The sequence below is a fragment of the Natranaerobius trueperi genome, from assembly GCF_002216005.1.
GTDB classification, from domain to species: domain Bacteria; phylum Bacillota; class Natranaerobiia; order Natranaerobiales; family Natranaerobiaceae; genus Natranaerobius_A; species Natranaerobius_A trueperi.
Genome location: NZ_NIQC01000002.1, coordinates 22,369 through 41,808, shown reverse-complemented (window position 1 = coordinate 41,808; position 19,440 = coordinate 22,369). Strand labels below are relative to the sequence as shown.

Annotated in this window: 18 protein-coding genes, 4 pseudogenes and 2 riboswitches; of the genes and pseudogenes, 17 read left to right on the top strand and 5 right to left on the bottom strand. The window is 35.1% G+C overall.

Annotated features, from left to right (window positions below; all coding sequences use genetic code 11):
* Positions 1–8: 8 nt before the first annotated feature.
* From CDO51_RS01495 to CDO51_RS15250, 11 genes and pseudogenes are all read left to right on the top strand, one after another.
* Positions 9–611, top strand: a complete 603-nt coding sequence (locus CDO51_RS01495) for an IS607 family transposase (RefSeq protein WP_420811477.1) — start codon at positions 9–11, stop codon at positions 609–611.
* A gap of 786 nt (positions 612–1,397) precedes the next feature.
* The gene (locus CDO51_RS14110; RefSeq protein ID WP_205842058.1) at positions 1,398–1,763 is read left to right on the top strand and encodes a zinc ribbon domain-containing protein; all 366 of its coding nucleotides are present in this window, start codon (positions 1,398–1,400) and stop codon (positions 1,761–1,763) included.
* A gap of 324 nt (positions 1,764–2,087) precedes the next feature.
* A pseudogene (locus tag CDO51_RS01485) lies at positions 2,088–3,133 on the top strand (IS30 family transposase).
* Between the two features lie 220 nt (positions 3,134–3,353).
* Positions 3,354–3,457, top strand: a riboswitch (glycine riboswitch).
* Positions 3,458–3,460: 3 nt separating this feature from the next.
* Positions 3,461–3,542: riboswitch (glycine riboswitch) on the top strand.
* A 108-nt stretch (positions 3,543–3,650) separates the two neighbouring features.
* The gene (trxB, locus tag CDO51_RS01480; protein WP_089022527.1) at positions 3,651–4,850 is read left to right on the top strand and encodes a thioredoxin-disulfide reductase; all 1,200 of its coding nucleotides are present in this window, start codon (positions 3,651–3,653) and stop codon (positions 4,848–4,850) included.
* Positions 4,851–4,889: 39 nt separating this feature from the next.
* Positions 4,890–5,207 carry a thioredoxin TrxA gene (trxA, locus tag CDO51_RS01475; protein ID WP_089022526.1) on the top strand — a complete coding sequence of 106 codons (318 nt, stop codon included), beginning with the start codon at positions 4,890–4,892 and terminating at the stop codon, positions 5,205–5,207.
* 12 nt (positions 5,208–5,219) lie between these two features.
* Positions 5,220–6,512, top strand: coding sequence for a glycine/sarcosine/betaine reductase component B subunit (locus tag CDO51_RS01470; protein ID WP_089022525.1), 1,293 nt, complete (start codon positions 5,220–5,222; stop codon positions 6,510–6,512).
* Positions 6,513–6,552: 40 nt separating this feature from the next.
* Positions 6,553–7,020 (top strand): glycine/sarcosine/betaine reductase complex selenoprotein A, encoded by a 468-nt coding sequence (gene grdA / locus CDO51_RS01465; RefSeq protein ID WP_089022524.1) that lies wholly within the window; start codon positions 6,553–6,555, stop codon positions 7,018–7,020.
* 27 nt (positions 7,021–7,047) lie between these two features.
* Complete coding sequence (gene grdB / locus CDO51_RS01460; protein WP_089022523.1) at positions 7,048–8,355, top strand: glycine reductase complex selenoprotein B; 1,308 nt, start codon at positions 7,048–7,050, stop codon at positions 8,353–8,355.
* 113 nt (positions 8,356–8,468) lie between these two features.
* Positions 8,469–10,016 carry a glycine/sarcosine/betaine reductase complex component C subunit beta gene (gene grdC, locus CDO51_RS01455; RefSeq protein WP_089022522.1) on the top strand — a complete coding sequence of 516 codons (1,548 nt, stop codon included), beginning with the start codon at positions 8,469–8,471 and terminating at the stop codon, positions 10,014–10,016.
* Positions 10,017–10,030: 14 nt separating this feature from the next.
* The gene (gene grdD / locus CDO51_RS01450) at positions 10,031–11,194 is read left to right on the top strand and encodes a glycine/sarcosine/betaine reductase complex component C subunit alpha (protein ID WP_089022521.1); all 1,164 of its coding nucleotides are present in this window, start codon (positions 10,031–10,033) and stop codon (positions 11,192–11,194) included.
* Between the two features lie 409 nt (positions 11,195–11,603).
* A pseudogene (locus CDO51_RS15250) lies at positions 11,604–11,876 on the top strand (ABC transporter permease); the annotation flags it as partial.
* A gap of 73 nt (positions 11,877–11,949) precedes the next feature.
* Here the strand turns inward: CDO51_RS15250 and CDO51_RS01445 are convergent.
* Positions 11,950–13,184, bottom strand: a pseudogene (locus CDO51_RS01445) (IS110 family RNA-guided transposase).
* 355 nt (positions 13,185–13,539) lie between these two features.
* On the opposite strand from CDO51_RS01445, the gene CDO51_RS01440 reads away from it, so the two are divergent.
* The 4 genes and pseudogenes from CDO51_RS01440 to CDO51_RS01430 all read left to right on the top strand — a co-directional run bounded on the left by CDO51_RS01440 (position 13,540) and on the right by CDO51_RS01430 (position 14,976).
* A complete protein-coding gene (locus CDO51_RS01440) occupies positions 13,540–14,241 on the top strand; it encodes an ABC transporter ATP-binding protein (protein WP_240503452.1) in 702 nt (233 codons plus the stop codon).
* Positions 14,238–14,402 (top strand): hypothetical protein, encoded by a 165-nt coding sequence (locus tag CDO51_RS14005; RefSeq protein WP_169710417.1) that lies wholly within the window; start codon positions 14,238–14,240, stop codon positions 14,400–14,402. The genes CDO51_RS01440 and CDO51_RS14005 overlap by 4 nt, the downstream gene beginning before the upstream one ends.
* 29 nt (positions 14,403–14,431) lie before the next feature.
* Positions 14,432–14,725 (top strand): annotated as a pseudogene (locus CDO51_RS15245) (oligopeptide/dipeptide ABC transporter ATP-binding protein); the annotation flags it as partial.
* Positions 14,726–14,766: 41 nt separating this feature from the next.
* Positions 14,767–14,976: a hypothetical protein gene (locus CDO51_RS01430; RefSeq protein WP_089022520.1), complete on the top strand. Its 210-nt coding sequence runs from the start codon at positions 14,767–14,769 to the stop codon at positions 14,974–14,976.
* 58 nt (positions 14,977–15,034) lie between these two features.
* Here CDO51_RS01430 and CDO51_RS01425 read toward each other — a convergent pair whose 3' ends face one another.
* The 3 genes from CDO51_RS01425 to CDO51_RS01415 all read right to left on the bottom strand — a co-directional run bounded on the left by CDO51_RS01425 (position 15,035) and on the right by CDO51_RS01415 (position 16,696).
* The gene (locus CDO51_RS01425) at positions 15,035–15,310 is read right to left on the bottom strand and encodes a MoaD/ThiS family protein (protein WP_089022519.1); all 276 of its coding nucleotides are present in this window, start codon (positions 15,308–15,310) and stop codon (positions 15,035–15,037) included.
* A gap of 174 nt (positions 15,311–15,484) precedes the next feature.
* Positions 15,485–16,282, bottom strand: a complete 798-nt coding sequence (locus CDO51_RS01420; RefSeq protein WP_089022518.1) for a cell wall hydrolase — start codon at positions 16,280–16,282, stop codon at positions 15,485–15,487.
* A gap of 219 nt (positions 16,283–16,501) precedes the next feature.
* Entirely contained in the window at positions 16,502–16,696 is a 195-nt protein-coding gene (locus tag CDO51_RS01415; RefSeq protein WP_089022517.1) for a DUF378 domain-containing protein, read from the bottom strand.
* Positions 16,697–16,862: 166 nt separating this feature from the next.
* Here CDO51_RS01415 and CDO51_RS01410 point away from each other — a divergent pair, with 166 nt between their 5' ends.
* Positions 16,863–17,441 carry a PH domain-containing protein gene (locus tag CDO51_RS01410; protein ID WP_089022516.1) on the top strand — a complete coding sequence of 193 codons (579 nt, stop codon included), beginning with the start codon at positions 16,863–16,865 and terminating at the stop codon, positions 17,439–17,441.
* On the opposite strand, the gene CDO51_RS01405 is transcribed toward CDO51_RS01410, so the two are convergent.
* Complete coding sequence (locus CDO51_RS01405) at positions 17,419–18,132, bottom strand: coenzyme F420-0:L-glutamate ligase (RefSeq protein ID WP_089022515.1); 714 nt, start codon at positions 18,130–18,132, stop codon at positions 17,419–17,421. The two genes, CDO51_RS01410 and CDO51_RS01405, sit on opposite strands and share 23 nt — an antisense overlap.
* 300 nt (positions 18,133–18,432) lie before the next feature.
* Between CDO51_RS01405 and CDO51_RS01400 the strand changes: the two genes are divergently transcribed.
* Positions 18,433–18,981 (top strand): GNAT family N-acetyltransferase, encoded by a 549-nt coding sequence (locus CDO51_RS01400; protein WP_089022514.1) that lies wholly within the window; start codon positions 18,433–18,435, stop codon positions 18,979–18,981.
* The last annotated feature ends 459 nt before the right edge of the window (positions 18,982–19,440 follow it).

Genomic DNA, 19,440 nt, shown 5'->3' with positions numbered 1-19,440 from the left:
GAGTAATTTTGTATTTATCAATCAAAGAAGCTGCTGCGTTTTTGGGAGTAGCAGAATCTACATTAAGAAGATGGGAGAATGAAGATAAACTAACACCAGAGAGAACTAGTGGTGGACATAGAAGGTATTCAAAAGATTCATTGATTGCTTTTAAAGATAAAAAAGACAATAACAAACTAACAATAGGTTATTGTAGAGTTTCGTCGTCTGATCAAAAAGAAGATTTAAAAAGACAGGTTGAAAACGTAACTAATTATTGTATAGCCAACGGTTATCAATTTAGAATAATTGAAGATTTGGGGTCAGGGTTAAACTATAAAAAGAAAGGCTTAAAAGAATTACTGGCTATAATAGAAAATAGAGATGTTGAACGTATAGTGGTTAATTACAAAGATCGATTAATGCGTTTTGGGTATGAAGTGCTAGAAGAAATTTGTAAATTAAATAATGTAGACATAGAAATTATAAACCATTCAGAAGACAAAACTTATGAAGAAGAGCTTGTTGATGATGTTTTATCTGTTATAACCGTTTTCTCTTCAAGATTATACGGTAGTAGAAGTCGAAAAACAAAGGAAATTTTAAAGACAAATAAGCAAATGTTTACTTAAAAGGTGGTGAGGCGGCTTGAAGTTCAATAGAAAAGTTGAAGTTGTTTTTTCATAAAAAGATAAACAGATATTAGATAGCCAAAGTAAAATTTGTAATTGGTTATATAACCCACCTTTTAGAAATGTGTACTTATGATTATTATGAAAACAACAATGAAAACAAACTTTTGTCTAGTAGAAATCTGAGAAACCAAGTGCCTAAACTAAAAGAGCAATATCCTTTTTTGAGTACAGTACATTCGTCTGTTACAAAAAACGCTGCGCTCGTCTTAAAGGTGCTTTTAATAAATTTTTCAAGGAAGAAAAAGTGGTTTTCTTTATATTATGACGAACCAAAGAAAGGCTTTAGGGTTTTAGAGGATGGCAGCAGGGAGATAGATTTTATGCAGTATTTACGATTGAGCGTCAACCAGTCAAAGAACAATCTCAAAAAAGAGATAAATGGGTAGCATTAGACCCTAACCATAAAAACTTTTTTACATCAATCGATTATGAAGGAAACATTCTCGAGTTCAGCAAACTTCCGCAGTTAAAATATTGGGATAAAGTAATTGATGAATTAAAATCTAAACGAGATAAGGCGTTAAGAAAGTCAAAGAAGTGAGTATCTAAAGGTGGTAAGGTTTATTATCTACCGAGTAAGCGCTGGGAAAGATTGAATAAAGGTTTAGATAAAGCTTATCATCGCAGGCGATGTATGCTATAGCTAACGACCTGGCAAAGGAATATGATTATGTAGCTATTGGCGACTATACACCTTCAACCGATACAGCTATCTATAAAAATATGCACAGGAGTATCTTAAACCAAGAAGTAATTGATCAGTTTCGAAACATACTACTTTGGATATTTGAACGCAGTAATAACCACCGTACAGTTGTAGACGAAAAAAATACAACTAAAGAGTGCTGTATCTGCGGTCATGATGAAACGAAAGGTCCAAATGTAAGAGAGTTTATTTGTGCCGGGTGTGACACAACTCTTTCAAGAGATATTAACAGTGCAGTTAATATCGCAATAAAAGATAATTTATTGCCTGGCTCGGGCCATGCAAACTGGGATTTGTCCCAGCCTGCGTGTATTGCTGGATGGAGCTATCAGTCTTGTAAAATACACTTAACTGATTTTTCATCCATGGATATGAGTGTATAGGTTTATATCCCTGCAAAGGAATTAAATCAAAGAGATGATACTCTTTGAGCAAAACTTGCTTACCTGAATAAGTTTCGATGTTTTTAGGTAAGTTTTGTAGAGCCGTGGCTGTTTATGCTATATCACCACCCCTATATCATTATAAATATAGTTTGTAATCAAGTAATAATTTGCTGTTATGTACATATATTTATTAATGGAAAGAGTGAGTATAAAAAGCTTAATTGTAAAATCAAATTGAACTAAATAAAAACTCCATAGTGGACCCAACTGTAATATAATTAAATCACCACAAAATAACCAATTACAGGAAGGGTGCACACTATGGATTACCTTAATAATACACCAACTTCCCGCAAGAATAAACATCTAAATGATTTCGAACGGGACAGATTGAGTTACTACATAAGCAAGGCTACAGCCCATACGCCATTGGCAAAATTTTAAATAGAGCACCAAATACTATTCGTAATGAACTAAAAAGAGGTACAGTAACCCAGATCAAGGCCCTTAAACTATGCGAGGTCTATTATCCAGATGCCGCAAAAAGAATATACGAACAAAACCGTAAAAACTGTGGACCTAAATTTAAGTTTCTACAATGTGAAGAGTTCATAGCTCACGCTACAGACCTATTCTGGAACTCCAAGTTTTCTTTAGATGCTATTTGTGGGTCTCTCAAGAAGCAAAATAAATTCTCAAAAGAAGCTATGGTATCAACTAAAACGCTCTACAATTACGTTGATGCAGGTTTACTCAATATTAGAAACATCGATCTACCCCTAAATACTAGACGCAGAGTAAAGCCTAAACGAATCAGGAAACATAAAAAGAGATTAGGGACGAGTATTAGTGAACGTCCTAAAGACGTAAATGAACGTAAGGTCTTTGGCCACTGAGAAATTGACACTTTAATTGGAAAGAAAACAAAAACTGAACCAGTGTTACTCACTATTACTGAAAGACAAACCAGCAAAGAAATCATACGTAAAATTCCTGCCAAGACAGCTGAAGCTGTACAACAAGCTTTAGCAAACCTGGCTTATGAAATGGGTGACAGTTTTTCAAAAGTTTTCAAGAGCTTTACTGCTGATAATGGATTAGAGTTTGCAGAACTAGCATCTTTAGAGAAAACTAGTAATACCAAAGTTTACTTTGCACACCCTTACGCTTCTGGAGAAAGAGGAACTAATGAGCGTCATAACGGCCTTATTAGACGCTTTATCCCAAAAGGGAAGAGCCTACTTGATTTTTCAACAGAAGCAATTGCTAAAGTTCAAGTCTGGTGCAATACTTTGCCTAGGAAAATCCTTGATTACTTAACACCAGATGAAGCTTTTCTTGAACAGTGTGAGGCCTTACTTGAATGATTTTTATATTACAGTTGGAAACTAGTTCAATTTAATATTGCAATTTACGGTGAGTATAAAAAAATATTTTTTTATAATTTTTAGCAGGAATCCTAAGAAAAATGTTGAATATTAATTAATACGAAGAAATGTGAAACACATAACTACCTGAAAGTTATTTTAAGCTTGCATAATAAAACTAAGTTCAAAATTATACAACAACTAGATACGCTAGTGGGAAATGAAAACTACGGGAGAGATCTCCTATGAGGAGGCACCGACGGGGTAATCTATCAGTTTGCCGCTGGTAGAGAAACTTTCAGGTACCAGGACCGTAGTTGGATCCAGCTCTGGAGAGCCCGCATTTGCGGCACCGAAGGAGTAAGCCTTTTTTTGGTAAAAGGCGAATCTCTCAGGTCTATGTACAGAGTATCGATGGCAAAATAGAAACGATATTTTGTCCTTTTGATACTCTGTTTTTTTATGCATAAGATTATAAGTGAACTAAAAAAGTATTGGATATTAAAGGAGGTATTCCATGAGTCAGGTGTATGATTTATTGATTATTGGAGGAGGTCCAGCAGGGTTATCAGCTGCAATTTATGCTTCTCGTTCTAATCTGTCAACAGCAGTATTAGAAAAAGCAGCTGTTCCAGGAGGTCAGGTAAATACAACTTCTGAACTTGAAAACTACCCTGGTTTTTTTGACACTTCAGGTCCAGAAATCATGGAACAATTCACGAACCATAGTAAAAAATTTGGTACAGAATTTCATACTGGAGAAGTTACCGATGCACAGTTAGAAGGAAATATAAAGTCAATTAAAACTGATAAAGAGACTATTAAAGCAAAAGCAGTTATGGTTGCCACAGGAGCTGAACCTAGCAAATTAGGTGTGAAAGGTGAGGCTGAATTTGTAGGAAAAGGAGTTTCTTACTGTGGTACTTGTGACGCCGCTTTCTTTGAAGAATTAGAAGTAGCAGTTATTGGTGGAGGAGATACAGCAGTTGAAGAAGCTCTATACTTAACAAGGTTTGCTGACAAAGTAACTATTATTCACAGAAGAGAAAAGTTAAGAGCAAGTAGAGCGTTAAGAGAAAGAGCAATGGAAAACGAAAAGATATCCTTTATTTGGAACAGTGTTATTGAAGAAATAACAGGGGACGAATTAGTCACAGGATTGAATCTTAAAAATGTAGTAACGAACGAAAAGAGTCATTTTGAAGCAGATGGTGTATTTATATTTGTTGGTACAAAACCTAACACCGAGTTTCTACATGGGAAAATCGACCTTACCGACAGAGGGTATGTAATAGTAAATGATTTAATGGAAACATCATGTCCTGGAGTTTATTCTGTAGGTGATGTTAATGACAAATACTTAAGACAAGTTGTAACTGCAGCAGCGGATGGTGCAATAGGGGCAACTGCATGTGAAAAATATCTAGAAAGCATCAATGTGTTTGAAGAAAATGTAATAAATCCATCTCATGAAAAGCCTGTAATAGTTATTTATTGGGACCCATCAGAAGAAGAGAGCACAAAAATCAGAAAAGAACTAGAAGACAATGTTGATGAAAACAAAATGCGACTAGTTAATATTGACAGTACAGAATCACAAATACTTAAAGCAAATAAAGTAGAAACTATCCCAACTGTAGCTGTATACAAGAAAGGCGAGTTAGTAACTTCTTATAATGGAAGTTCTATTGATGTTCAAAAAATTATAAATGAGTAATTGTTTATTTATAATATAAGAGAGGAGGTGAAAAAAGAAATGCTAGAGTTGACTAAAGATAATTTTGAACAAGAAGTATTAAATGCTGAAGGCCTTGTTTTAGTAGATTTCTATACACCCACTTGTGCTCCATGTAAGGCAATTTTGCCAGAGATCGAAGAACTCGCAGAAAAATATGGTGATAAGGTCAAGTTTTGTAAACTTGATATCAGCAAAGCTAGAAGGCTAGCTATAAAACAAAAGGTAATGGGAGTACCAGCATTCAACATTTATAAAGATGGTGAAAAGCAAAAAACGCTTGCAGGTGATGATCTGAAGGCTGAGGATGTAGAAGAAGCTTTGAAAGCTTTTATTTAGGAGGTGAATAGTGTGAAGCTTGAACTTTCCAGAATTAAAATTCAAGACGTTTGTTTTGGTGAAAAGACAGATGTTCTTGACGGTGGCATTTTACAGGTGAATAAAGAGGAACTAAAACAAATTTTGATGGATTTCGATCAAAGGATTAAGGAATTAGATATCCACCTAGCAAAGCCTGGAGAATCTGTAAGGATCATTCCAGTTAAGGATGTAATCGAACCACGAGTTAAAGTAGAAGGAAATGGAGATATCTTCCCTGGTTTTATGGGAAAGGTTGACAAGGTTGGTTCAGGAAAGACACTTGTTTTAGACGGAGCTTGTGTCGTTACAACTGGTGATATTGTTGGATTCCAAGAAGGTATTATTGACATGAAAGGTACAGGAGCAGACTACACTCCATTTTCTAAGAAGTACAATGTCGTTGTAGATGCAACACCTATTGATGATCTACCACAGCATCAACATGAAGAAATGTTGCGTTTAATAGGACTTAAGGCAGCAACTTATCTAGCAGAAGCTACTGCTGAAAAAGAAGCTAATGAGAATAACACCTTTGAAACTAAACCGCTATTTAAGCAAGCAGAAACATACCCTGAGCTACCAAAAGTCGGTTATGTATATATGCTACAGAGTCAAGGACTACTTCATGACACATATGTTTATGGAGTGGACATTAAAAACTCACTTCCTACTTTACTCTATCCAACTGAAGTAATGGATGGAGCTATAATTAGCGGAAACTGTGTATCAGCGTGTGATAAAAATACAACTTATCATCATCTAAATAACCCAATTATTGAGGATCTTTATGAAAGACATGGTAAAGATATTAATTTCATGGGTGTTATTATCACCAATGAGAACGTAACTTTAGCAGATAAACAAAGATCTTCAGATTATGTAGCATCTTTAGCAGAAAATTTAGGTCTTGACGGTGTGGTTATATCAGAAGAAGGTTTTGGAAACCCTGATACAGACTTAATTATGAACTGCAAGAAAATTGAAGAAAAAGGTATCAAAACCGTACTAGTTACTGACGAGTATGCAGGAAGAGATGGATCTTCTCAATCACTTGCAGATGCTGATCCAAAAGCTGATGCTGTGGTAACCGGTGGGAATGCAAACGAAACGGTAGTTTTACCACAACTAGACAAAGTGATTGGGAATGTAGAGAAGGTTGATTTAATAGCTGGAGGTTTTGAAGGAAGTCTCAAAAAAGACCAAGGCATTGAAGTTGAACTACAAGCTATCATAGGAGCTACTAATGAACTTGGGTTTAACAAAATGGGAGCTATTGAATCTTAAAGTTTGTAGATAAAAAATCTTAAAATGGAGGTGCTAACCAATGTTTGAAGGTAAAAAAGTAGTTATTGTTGGTGACCGTGATGGTATTCCAGGCCCAGCAATTGAAGAGTGCATCAAAACTACTGGTGCTGAAATCGTTTATAGTACAACCGAATGTTTTGTCTGAACATCTGCAGGGGCAATGGACCTAGAGAATCAAAAGAGGGTTAAAGAGTTAGCTGATGAGCATGGAGCTGAGAATCTAATAGTTATCGTTGGCGGAGCTGACGCTGAAGGTTCTGGGCTAGCTATCGAAACTGTTACTAACGGAGACCCTACTTTTGCAGGTCCATTGGCTGGAGTCCAGTTAGGACTCAAAGCATATCATATTGTTGAGCCAGAAGTGAAAGAACATGTTGATTCTTCTGTTTATGAAGAACAGGTAGAAATGATGGAAATGGTTTTAGAAGTTGATGAAATTATCAACGAAGTGAAAGAAATCCGTGAAGAGTATTGTAAATTTTTATAATCTCCTGTAGAAAAAGGGGGGAAACCAATGACAAAAAGAGTTCTGCATTACATTAACCAATTTTTTGGTCAAATTGGTGGCGAAGAGAAAGCTGATATTGCGCCCATGGTACAAGAAGGACCTGTAGGTCCTGGGTTGGCCTTAAATGGGGCTCTTGGCGATACAGGTGAAATTGTTGCTACCATTATCTGTGGTGATGGATATTATTCTGAACATACAGAAGAGGCCAGAAAAGAAGTACGTGAAGCAATTGAAAAGTATCAACCAGATGTAGTGGTAACGGGTCCTGCTTTTAATGCAGGAAGATACGGAGCTGCAGCTGGTGGAGTAGCGGAACTAGTTGCTAATGAATACGAATTACCAGTTGTGTCAGGAATGTATCCTGAGAACCCTGGTGTTGATATGTTTAAGCAGTATGCTTATATTGTAGAAACTCGTGACTCTGCAGCAGGTATGAGAAAAGCTGTACCTACTATGGCAAATATCACGAAAAAACTTTTGGAGGGCGAAGAGATTGGAACTCCAAAAGTAGAAGGTTATATTCCAAGAGGAATTAGAAAAAATGTATTTCATGAAGAAAGAGGATCTAAAAGAGCAGTTGATATTTTAGTTAAAAAATTAGAAGATGAAGAATATGAGACTGAGTATCCTATGCCGAACTTCGACAATGTTGATCCTCAACCAGCAGTTAAAGATATGAAAAATAGTAAGATTGCTTTAGTGACTTCTGGGGGGATAGTACCTAAAGGTAACCCAGACAAGATCGAATCTTCTAGCGCATCAAAATATGGTAAATATGATATCGATGGAGTTAAAGAACTAACAGCTGAAACAGAAGAAACAGCTCATGGTGGCTATGATCCAACCTATGCAAATGAAAATCCAAATCGTGTGCTTCCAGTTGATGCACTAAGAGAATTAGAATCAAATGGAACTATTAAAGAACTACACAGATACTATTATTCAACAGTAGGTAATGGTACTGCAGTAGCAAATGCAAAGAAATATGCTACTGAAATTGCGAAGGAACTAAAAGAAGATGGAGTAGACGCAGTAATTCTAACATCTACCTGAGGTACTTGTACTCGTTGCGGAGCAACGATGGTTAAAGAAATTGAACGCGCTGGATTACCAGTAGTTCACTTAGCTACTATTGTTCCAATTTCCAAAACGGTTGGAGCTAATAGAATTGTTCCTGCTGTAGCAATACCATATCCATTAGGTAATCCAAAACTAAGTAGTGATGATGAGTATGCTATCAGAAAAGAAATTGTTGAAAATGGCTTAAATGCTTTACAAACAGAAGTTGAGGGGCAAATGGTTTTTGAAGGATAAGTTACAAGTTTAGTTTAATGTGACTCCTAAAAGTAGGGGATAAGTTAATAACAGAACTTATCCCCTTTCTTTACAATAATAAATTAAGTAGTTAAATTTTGGAGGTGACGTATATGACTTATTCAGTGATTGGAAACACAAGCTATGTTCTAGCTCATACCCCTGCTGCCATGCGTTATCATGGTTCAACCCTAGCAGCAGAAAGAAAAAAGAATGGAGAAAGTGATTATATCAAAAAAGCTGAAAATAAAAGCAGAAGCTTTGAAGAAGCAGTAAAATATCCTCCTAACCAAGCTTATATAGGCAATATTTCTCCAGATACACTTCAAGAAACTGAAAAACCTTGGTATGAGAATTTAGTTGATGGCGGAGAAAGGTTTAGTGACTGGGGAGAAATAATGCCTGAAGATGAGTTTTTAGGATTAATTCAAATTTCTGATGCTTTTGACCTAGTCATGTTAGAGGAAAATTTCGTGTCAAATGTTAAAGAAAAGTTAGCAAAAAATACTGTGATGACTGATGAATTAGTAGAAAAATTATCAGGAAAAGATCAGGAAACTATAAAAAAAGCTGTAGAAGAAGGTACAGCAGAACCTCTTTATTTTGAATCTAATTTAGTTGGTTGCGTTAAATCAGCTCATGAAACTGATCCTAACTTGAATGCTCACGTTATGTTAGAAAACTTAATGGCAAAGGCATCAGGTGTATTATCATTACTTCATTTAGGTAAACAACAAGATGTAAATCTTTCAGAGATTGATTATGTAATGGAAGTAAGTGAAGAAGCTTGTGGTGATGTTAACCAACGTGGAGGAGGTAACTTTGCTAAAGCTATTGCTGAAGTAGCTGGATGTACTAATGCTACTGGTGCAGATATTAGAAGCTTTTGTGCTGCACCTGCGCATGCAATGGTAAATGCTGCTGCTTTAGTTGAAGCAGGTATTTATGAAAAAGTTGCTATAGTTGCAGGTGGGGCAGTTGCTAAGCTAGGAATGAATTCTAAAGAGCATATGAATAAAGACATGCCAATTCTTGAAGATTGTATAGCAGGACTTACTATATTAGTTCAGAAAAATGATGGTAAAAATCCTGTAATTGTTACTGATGCAATAGGTAAACATAATGTTGGTACAGGATCTGCTCCTCAATCAGTTATCTCAGCTGTAACTACTGAACCATTAGAAAAGTTAGGATTATCTATAACTGATATTGATAAATATTCTGTTGAAATGCAGAACCCAGAATTAACTCAACCAGCAGGTGGTGGAGATGTACCTGCTTCAAATTATAAAATGATTGGTGCTCTTGGAGTTAAAAAAGGACAACTTGAAAAGAAAGAATTAGCTACTTTTGGAGCTAAACATGGAATGCCAGGTTTTGCACCTACACAAGGTCATATACCTTCAGGAGTTCCTTTTGTTGGTCATGCTAGAAGAATGCTTATGAATGGTGACATTTCAAAAGCAATGATTATTGGTAAAGGAAGTCTGTTTTTAGGACGCTTAACTAATCTTTTTGATGGTATTTCTTTTGTAATGGAACCTAATAAGGGAACAACTAGCGAACAAGATGGTGCTTCGGAAGATGAAATCAAGCGTATTGTAGCTAGTTCTTTAAGAGATTTAGCAGACTCTCTAGCCCATGAAGAAGACAAATCATAGGGGGTGGGGCAAAATTGGTTAATAAAACAGCAGAAGGTCAATTGTCGAAAATTTTCAATGAACTGGCTGATGCTTTAGAGTCAGGTGAATATGGATCTAAAACAGTTGTTTGTGTAACTACACTTGGAAGTGAACACGGCCCAGAAGAAGTAGTACGAGGTGCTGAAATTTTTAAACAACAAAACAAGAATACAGATGTTTTACTTATTGGGGAAAAAGTTGAGACTGAATTGCCCTATGCTTTAGAGACTACCAGTGAGAAAACTGCTCATGAACAAATGGAAAAACTTCTAAAATCAGGTGAAGCTCATGCTGCAGTTACAATGCATTATAACTTTCCTATTGGAGTCTCTACAGTAGGTAGAGTGATCACTCCTTCTACAGGGAAAGAGATGCTGATTGCTACTACAACAGGCTCATCAGGTATGCATAGAGTAGAAGCTATGGTTAAGAATGCTATATATGGTATTAGTGCAGCTAAAAGTTTAGGCATTGAAAAACCTAAACTAGGTATCTTAAATGTAGATGGAGCTAAACAGGTAGAAAAAGCATTAAATAATCTCAAAGATAATGGATATGAGATAAACTTTGCACAGTCTGGTCGTTCAGACGGCGGAGTTATAATGAGAGGAAATGATGTTCTAACAGGTACACCTGATATAATGGTTACTGACACATTAACTGGTAATATCTTGATGAAGATGTTCTCTGCATTTACAACTGGTGGAAGTTATGAATCTTTAGGATATGGTTATGGACCAGGAGTGGGAGAAAATCAAGATCAAGTTATTAATATTGTATCAAGAGCTTCAGGTGCTCCTGTAATTGCTGGAGCTATGAAATTCGCTGCAGAATCTAGAGAAGGTAATTTGATAGAAATATGTCAAGATGAATTGAAAAAAGCCGAAAAAGCAGGATTATCTGAGCTTCTAACTTCATTGAAAAAAGATACTAGTTCTTCAGAAGAAGAGGAAGTTACACCACCACCTAAAAAACCTGTTACTGAAGAAATATCAGGAATTGATATTATGGAGTTAGAAGATGCATGTAAAGTATTATGGAAAAAAGAAATTTATGCTGAATCAGGAATGGGATGTGCTGGTCCAGTTGTGATGGTTGCCAAAGAAGATTTTGAAGACGCTAAAAAGATTGTGACTGATGAAGGCTATTTAGCTTAATCCATAATAGACTTCCTGGATGACTACCAGGGAGTCTATTTTTTTGTGTGCTCGGCATGGATATAAGCTATAGGGTGAAAGTCCCGAACAGCGAAGGTAGTAGTAGCTGTAGCTCAAGACAAGGGTGGTGGAGGTGACTCTATCATCTGAAGGAAGTCAGCGGCAAATTTCCGCCCCGAGGGATACGAATCTCATACAAGGCTAGGCAATACTGGATTAGTCTGCACATCAAGACAAAGTCCTTACTACCGAAGGTGTTACCGAGTAAATGAGGCGGCGATATGGAAAGAAAGTTTATGCCCTTACCCGGGGAGAATTTGCATGTTACGGCAGAATCTAAACGAAGCTCTAAAGAGGGTAGAAAAGAATAAGGGTAGCCATGGTGTTGACAAGATGCCCGTCAAATCCCTTACCTAATACAATGGCTCCAGTTATAGTGCAGGTACTCTTGGTATAGCTCAAGCTATTATAATCGAAGCATCATTAAGTTATTTGGGAATGGGGGTTGAACTTCCCATTCCAACTTGGGGTAATATGATTAAAGCAGCGCAAGATATGTATGTAATAAAATAGATGGTGGTTATGGATTCCGTCTGGTATTTGCATTTCATTAGCTGTTATAAGCTTGAACCTTATAGGTGACGGATTAAGAGATGCGTTAGATCCCAGGTTAAAAGAGTAGATGTGGTATGAATAGTCAAGTATAAATTTTTCAAAGATCACTGTGTTCTTTGACAACCACATAAGGATTTTAGTTATTTATAATCTGGAGACCATTTGTAATCAGTTTGATAAGGGCGATTGTTTTTCCACAGAGAGAAAAGCGTATGTACTAATTTACGGGCCACAGCACCAGTTGCAACATTAGAATGCTTACCTTCTTGTTTCTTTTTTTCATAGAACTCTTTAAGTTCAGGATTAAATCGCCTAGCCGCTACAGCTGCCATCCACAAACTATGCCTTAAAACAGGTGACCCTCTTTTGGACATTTTGTTTTTAGAACCTTCAAACTCTCCAGAAGCGTATACACTAGCATCAATACCAGTAAAAGCTACAAGGGCTTTGGCATTCTTAAACCTGTTTATATCACCAACTTCGCCAATTGGCAGCAGCAAAAGTAGGGCCAATATCAGGCACAGTTTCTAAAACATGGCGATAATCAGTATCATCAGTAGGACGCATTTCTTCCATGACCTGGTCTACGGCTTTTTCAATAGTGTTTATCTGGTCTTCAACAAATTCAATTTGCTCCATAAGTAGCCTAAGCTCTAAAGCATAAGCATCAGCAGCCAGATTTATCCAAAGGTTCCCTTGGCTAGATCTTTAACCTGCTGGGCTTTATAACTGCCAAACATTCCCCTTGAATGTTTCTTTAAGAACTCTGTTAACTCAGAAAGATCCACATCAGCCAGTTCTTCAGGGGAAGAAAATTCTTGTAAGAGCTTTTTAGAACTGTTGATAAACACACCAGAAAAACATTCAGGGTACTCTGGGAAAACTCTGTCTAAAATAGCTAGCACCTTGTTTTTTAAATTGCCAACACTTCTAACAAGATCTTAAACGATGTCTGGATAGAGTTTGAAGCTTCATAACAGTTTCAGATGCAAGATCAGACTGCGGTAGCCTCCCAAAACGAACCAGCTAAGATAAAAGCATCTTTTAGATCTGTTTTGGTCTTTCTGATATATAAGTTTCTAATAGCGTGAGACTGGATAGGGTTAATCACATGAACCTCACTACCCAACTCTGTTAAATGATAATAAAGAGAGAGCCAATAGTGGCCTGTGGCCTCAAGGCAAAATTTGCAGTTGTCAGTTGTGATTCCTAGGCGCTCAAAGTTACTTAGAAGTTTATCAACACCCTTTTTTCTATTATCAATATTAATACTAAGAACTGAATTTCCTTCAGCATCAATGATGCAAACTTCGTGCTTATGTTTTGCAATATCAATACCGCCAAAAACATTGCTAGTGGTACCTTTTTTCCACAAAGTATTGACAGGGTCAGTCCCCAACACCTCACAAGTCTCAACATTGCTCGTTACTCGAGGCATACAGCAAGCTGCATCCACAGCGTGCTCATTCGAGAAATCTTATGAGGGCGGGGCTCCACTCTACTCGGCGGGATAGCTTAACTTCCCATGGAGGTAATCGAAGCCCCTGCCTCATTAGAGATATTAGCTACTTAAGGCCAAAATCCCTATGTGGTTGTCAAAGATCAGTGATTTCTTAACTATCAATAGCATGTCTAACTAACTCTATTGTACAAGGAGGTGTAAATAGTGGGAAAATTACTGCAGATTGAAAATTTAAAGACTTATTTTTATTTTACACAGAAGATGGTGTGTGAAAGCAGTTGATGGTGTTGATTTCTCTGTTAATAAAAAGCAATCAGTTGGAGTCGTAGGAGAATCAGGTTGTGGTAAAAGTATCACCTGTATGTCAATAATGAGATTTATTCCACAACCACCCGGAAGAATAGAAGAAGGTAATATTTACTTTTACGATGAAAATATATTGAATTATTCTGAACGTGACATGAGAGGAATAAGAGGCAATAATATCTCCATGATTTTCCAAGAACCTATAACCTCATTACCCCCTGTTTTTACTGTAGGCGACCAGATAATGGAATATTTATTACTACATCAAGGTATGAACCATAAAGAAGCCAAAGAACGAGCTATTAAAATGCTAGATACTGTTGGGATTCCCCGTGCAAATCAAGTAGTTGATGAATACCCTCACCAATTAAGTGGTGAGATGCGTCAAAGAGCAATGATTGTAATGGTATCCTGTGATCCTAAGCTGTTAATTGCTGATGAATCAACAACAGCTTTAGATGTTATAATACAAGCACAAATATTAGAACTTATGAATGATCTAAAAGAACGATATGAAACTAGAATTATACTAATAACTCATGATTTAGGAATAGTTGCAGAAAAGGCAGATGAAGTGGTTGTAATGTATGCTGGCCGAGTGGTTGAGCATGCAAGTGTATATGATATCTTTGATGATCCAAAGCACCCATATACAATAATATGAATATGCCTGAAGGATGTTCTTTTAATCTATGTTGTGATCAAGTGACTGATATTTGTAGAGAAAAGATGCCATCTCTACAAGACCTAGGTGAGGATAGAAAAGTAGCTGCTGGCTCTATGCTAAAGAAGAGGAGGTGGAATAGATGGCTTAAACTACGTTAAAAGAAGATATGACTGCAATGTCACAAGGTGTTGTTAAACATATTAGTGATAGGATTGGAGTTATGTATCTGGGAATTTAGTTGAAGTCGCAAATAAACATAAATTATTCGAAAACCCATCACATCCTTATACACGAGCACTTTTATCAGCTATTCCTGTCCCTGATCCAAAGCATAAGGTAGATCGTATAATACTGAAAGGTAGCAAAACCACCAAATGGGTGTAAATTCCATAATAGATGTCCAGAAGCAAAAGAGTTCTGTAAAGAAGAAGAGCCTCAACTTAAAGTAATTGATGATGATTATCAGGTGCTTGTCACTTAGCATAATTTTTTTCTAAGCAGAGAGGGGGAGAAATATGTTTTTTGAGAAAGATAAAAAAAATAGAAAATCAAGAAAAAATGTATAAGCAGCCTGATGTTAAAGAAATAATGAAAGAAAATGCTGAGGAAATATATTTTGGGGATGTATTGGCTTTAACAATAGCAGGGTTACAAGTTCTTGCACCAAGAGTATTATTATTTTTCCTCAGTTATTTATTCGTGATTGTGTTTTTTATAATGTTATGGAATTAAAAGTTCGATCAGAAGGGCTGTACTATTAATGGTATAGTCCTTTTGATCTAGAAAATACTTATGATCCTCCACCGATGGGTGGAAATAATTCAATAATATTGTCTGATTGGATATATGATTTCATATTAGTGATTTGTTTTCCATTCATTAAAATAATATTTATTTGTTTTTGATGTTTTAAACCTAATAAATTTAATAAGTCTTCTATATTATTTATTTTTTTAGTGTGGATATCAACTTTATATCTATTAGGTTCTTTTTCAATTTCTATATAGTCTGAATTTTCTATTTTATTTTGAAGAGTAGTGTGTACAATAAGAGATACATATTTCATATGAATCCTCCTCTCGTTTAGGAATAGTATAACATTTTTGATAAGATGATAAAGAATAGGGAGCTTAAAATATGTAATTTAAATATAAAGTATATTTGTTATTCATTCAATAATTTTTAATATAAAAAAGGATTGAATCTGAGATAAAAGACTCAATCCTTTAAAAGGTTTCTTTTAATATGCAAAAACGTGTTGTCCGATTTGAGTTATGGTTGTCCTAGAAAAAATCCAATTTGAAGTGGAAGTAACTGGGTTATAGAAAAACACAGCTTCCTGACTAGGGTCCCAACCATTTAAAGCATCATCTACAGCGTCATATGCAGTTTGGTTAGGTTGTAACCAAAAAGTACCATCATGAACTGGTGAAAAAGCCCAAGGTTCAAAGATTACTCCCTCCACATTATTAGGCCATCTGTCATCTCGAACTCTATTAATAATTACAGATGCTACAGCTACTTGGCCTTCATAAGGTTCACTTCTTGCTTCACTATAAACTGCGTGTGCCATCAATTGTCTTTCATAGTCAGATACTGAAATTCGCTGATCAGAAGAGCTTTTTCGTGTTACTGTTTTAGTAGTACTGACTGACTTTTCTAATTTAGTTGGAATGCACATGGTATCTTCAGCATAAATCAAATCAGAATCCAAATTATTAGCCTTTTTTAATTCTGTCACTGTTGTATCGTAGTTTTGTGCAATTCTCCAGAGAGTTTCACCCTTTTCTATTGTATGTTTATTTGGTGAATTAGGTATAGTCAACTCTTGTTCAGGTTCAATATGTTCCCAGACGTGATTTAGACTCCTTAATTCATCTAATTGAACATTAAATTCATTAGATATTTTCCATAATGAGTCTCCTGGATTAACAGTGTAAGTTTGACTTGAAGCGCTAGCCTCTTGGACTATTAGAGGTGATAGCATCAAACCTCCGACTGCCATCATAATTGCAAGTACTTTTTTTACACTTTTCATTTTTTCTTCCTCCCCCTTAAGTTAACATAATGTATAGACGCTAAGGATTATAGCAGTATAAAATAAATAATTCAAATCAATAAAGAGACTAGAACACCAGTTTATGAATATTTTCTTCTATGTAGAAATAATATTAAACTTTGTTAACATAATGCTTAATAATGGGTTAAATTGGACAAAAAAAGACCGCCTTTAATTTGGCGGCCTGAAATATCAAAGTTAAACCTGTTCACGTTCTCTTACTAATAAAGAAATTGAGTAAAGTCCAGCTAAACCAACAATTCCATATATTATTCTACTTAAAAGAGCTGTTTGTCCTCCAAAGATACTAGCAACTAAATCAAATCCAAAAAAACCTATGAGCCCCCAGTTAAGTGCGCCAACTATCATTAAAATAAGCGCTAACCTATCCATAGTACTACCACTCCTTTATTTAATAGTAGAGTTCCCTTATTCCTATTATTCCCATTCAACAGTAATTAATACAAAAGTTGTAATATTATATAATAAGTACTTAACTGTTGGCTGATTTTTTGATATTATCAAATTAAGTATAACAAAAAGTAAAGGAGACTAGATTATGAAAGCAAAAACAACAACAGGTACACCAGATAGTGCTAGTCTATTTCCAGAAGACAAAAAAGTATATGAACCTAGGGGTTCTATTGGTTGGGTGTTTTTATTACTTATGTCTATTGTTTTTGGAGTTATGGCTTGGTTTTCATTTATAGCTTATAGCGACTACACTGGACATTTTGGTGCAATGATTTCAATTATTTTGTTAGCACTCTTAGCAATTATTAGTTTTTTGATGTTTATTTGGTTTTTTAGAATAAGATATGAATTAACAGGCGATAAATTATTAATTTATTATGGACCATTAAAATACAATGTTGATTTATATTTAGTAGATGATATCGAAGTGAAAACACTTATTCCAAAACTATCTATCGCACTAATATTACCAGGTTTTTCTAAATGGGTCGTTTCATATAAAAATGAAGGTAAACTATTTATGTGTGCGACAAGGTCTATGAATAATATAACTATTGTTCGGACTAAAATTGGCAATATTGGGTTAACCCCAGCTAGAGAAGCTGATTTTATAGAAGAAGTAAATAAAAGAATACAGTTTTTTAAAGCTCTCGAATCAAGATAAGAGGAGTTTGTTCATCTTTTTGCCCAGCTGGATTATCTTTGATTATTTCTTTTATAGTGTCATCATCTAATTCTATATCAGCTGATTTTCCCATTATATCAATGTTTAAATCATTGGCATCCGCTACAACAGCGTTTATACCAGTTTCTTGTTTTATATGATCACAAACTTGTTGAGGATTTTTGGGTGACAAAATTCCTTTATCTCCATAATAATCATATGCTAAATCATTAAATCCATCTAAAGCCCAAACATCATTGCCAACTATCTTATAGAATAAACCTTTTATACCAAAAGGACGAGTAATAGCTGCAACAAATGAAGCTATTAGTATTCTAAATATACCTGCTCTATTTATAGCAACTTGCATTTTATGAGGGTTACCGACAGATTGCCCTGCAGAAGAAACATGTACAAATCGAGACAAAAACTTGGCAAATGGGATAACCTTCATTTCTTCTTTTTTTATTATTCTTTCCTGAGTTACTGCGATAACTTTCTCACTTATAGCTAGTATATCTCCTTTTTCATAAATTGGTTTTGCATATTCTGATATAACATCAATGTAATTGTCTTCTGTTGTAACAAAATGAGTTTTAATTGGATATCTTGCGTACTGTTTCTTTGAGATTGTAACATTAATTGGTTTACTCGGATTTGTTTTCACATTATTATAAGAATTATAAGACATTAAAGAACTCCTCTCTAAAAATTTCTGGTGTGATTATAAACTTTCAAAAGATTTTGTAGAAGTAAAAAATTTACATAGAAGAACTGAAATTTGCAGAAAATGAACGAATTTCAATGAATCCTTACTTGTATTATGCCCTATTTTTAATGAAGTATCAGTAAAAAGGGTGACAGATACTTCGTACTTATGTTATCATTAGGTCCTGCTACTCAAATTTGTCGTAAAAGATTGTTTTAAGAAGGATTTTTTTAAAAAAGATCGAAATTATATTTACCGTTTAATGAAAGGAGTGAGGTCAGCTTGGCAGTATCTTGTCAATCTATAGGGAAAGTTTATTTGCGACCTCCGAAGATGACAGATCTTGTCTACTATCAAAAATGGTGGAAAGATTCTCTAGCAAATTATTTAGATCTTGGAAGAATGAATGCAAGAATATCGACTCAAGCAATTACTGATTTTAAAAAACAAGTAAAAAATCGATATGTACCTGGTTGGTTTACAATAGTCCTTTGGGAGGACTTTTTTGATGAAGTGCCAGTTGGCTATATCAGATATAGACAAATTGAATGGAAAAAACGACGAGCTGAAATAGCTGTTCGTTTAGGTCAAGAACATTGGGGCCAAGAAATAGGACAAGCTGCTGTTGGTGAATTGTTAGCATACTTATTTTTTGAAAAAGGTTTAGAAGAAGCTTGGTTAAAGGTAGCTTCATTTAATCAACGTGCAATTCGTCTTTATGAAAAATGTGGTTTTATAGAAACAGATCGTATAATGGATGAAGAACACCCTGAATTGACTTGGAAGGTTATGAGTATTCATAAGACAAAGTTTGCAAGAATTAGTCCTTAATAATATATATAATAAATTAAACAGGAAGGTAGAAATCCTTCCTGTTTTTTTGTATGATTTAATCTGAAGGAATATGTAACTCTTTTTTTATTAGCTCCCAAATATCTTTTTTTTTCAAAACCCCGTCTCCAAGAAGCAACTCCTGCTAGATCATATTCTTCTATTAGTTCTAGTCTATTTTTAATTGATTCTTCTGTTTCTAACCAAGTTCTTTAACGACTATTTTTAACGACTATTATTTTTTTTATGTTCTGCATAATATTGTTTGTTATCTTCTTCAAAAGTGATTTCTGCTTCATTTTTTCTAAAATTTCTTTTATTCCTTTCATCCCATATGCAGTTTAATATATTTATTTAACATGTGAGATAAATTTTAATTTTCTGTTTCCAACGAATATTACCCTCCTAAATAAAATTACGAATTATGGCAATTATAGCATAAATGCAACTGATTTTGAG